The sequence below is a fragment of the Endoryza foliicola genome, from assembly GCF_050589245.1.
GTDB lineage: Bacteria > Bacteroidota > Bacteroidia > Chitinophagales > Chitinophagaceae > Endoryza > Endoryza foliicola.
In genome coordinates, this window is the sequence record NZ_JBOBEW010000027.1 from 1 (window position 1) to 1,551 (window position 1,551).

1 protein-coding gene is annotated in these 1,551 nt (G+C 36.8%); it reads left to right on the forward strand.

The window, feature by feature from the left end; all coding sequences use genetic code 11:
• Window positions 1-988: 988 nt before the first annotated feature.
• Window positions 989-1,551: hypothetical protein (locus ACQ2HE_RS19855; RefSeq protein WP_430902509.1), on the forward strand; the 563-nt coding region annotated here is incomplete at its 3' end.

Below are 1,551 nucleotides of genomic sequence, written 5' to 3' on the forward strand. Positions count from 1 at the left end.
CGAATCGGGAACCTTCACTTTATTATACTCAGACCTGCATTCTTCAAAAAATCAAGTATCCAACTGGTGGATATACTACGTTTGAATACGAGTTGAATGAGGGTAAAGATCAAAATACAAATATTATAAAGCCGGTTGGTGGTTTGCGGGTAAAACAAATTGTTGATTATTCCTTCAATAATACTAAAGCAACACAGAAAAATTATATATATAAATTAGATGATGGAACAACTTCCGGGCAAGCCTATTTCCCTTATTATCTTTCTAACACTGTATACTATTTTTATGCATACCCTATTTTAAATCCTCCTTACGATTGGACGGACTATAGAATTGAGTATACAACTGTTGCAGCGTCATCGGTAGCTGGTTTGGGTTCAATTCAAGGTAGTCATATTGGATATGGCCAGGTGACTGAATTCTCTTCCGACGTAATAAATGGCGAGCCTCTTGGAAAAACAGTCTACAATTATAATATTGCAACTTTAAATGCGATTGATGACAATGTAGCGAATGGTGATTTGCTTAAGCAAAGTGTTTACAATAATTCCGGAAAATTATTGTACGAACAATCTAGTAGCTACGAGTACACCAATTTGGGTGGTATTACATCATACAAAGTATCTTCTGCAGCAGTTCAAGATAACAAGACACAGCTTTGTAAATATATTGAAAACGGAAACACTTTTTATCAATTCAAACATCTTGAACTGGCGAATCCATCTTGTCTACAAAGCACGATCATTAAAAACAAGCTCTACTACTCGGGCTCTGTAGTTAGCTATCAAGGGAAAAAGTTATTAGCTGTTACAGAGAAAAAGTTTGATCAGATTTCGAACTCTTATTTAACTAGTNACAAAGCACGATCATTAAAAACAAGCTCTACTACTCGGGCTCTGTAGTTAGCTATCAAGGGAAAAAGTTATTAGCTGTTACAGAGAAAAAGTTTGATCAGATTTCGAACTCTTATTTAACTAGTTCAAAAACAATGTCTTATGATAATGCGGCGCATAATTTGCCCACTAAACTAGTTCAGATTAGTTCAAATAATGAGCAGGTGGTTACTGAAACGAAATATCCACTTGACTACACGATTCCGGCGACAGGACTAGATAATCCCTCTGCAGCCATTAAAAATTTACAAAACTTGAATATTGTCGGTGCTGAGATTGAGTCAGTTCAATATCGGCAGAACTCGGACGGGTCAAATAGAAGATACATTGCTGCTAATCTAACCATCTATGAATCAGTACTGCCTGTCCCAAAGTCTTTTTATCGTCTTCAAACAACTACGCCGGTTTCGTTTTTTACGATGTCCTCTTCCAATGGTACGTTTAGTTATAATAGCAATTATGGCTTGTTGGGAGGTTTTCGCTATGATCCTTTTGGGAATTTGGGTGAACAGTCGAAAGCAAACGACATGATTAAGTCCTATGTATGGGATTACGGGTATTCCCTTCCGACTGCTGAAGTAATGAACGCCGAACTTGAATCTATTGCATATACAAGTTTTGAAACAACTGGGTCAGGGAATTTCAATGTAACTGGAAG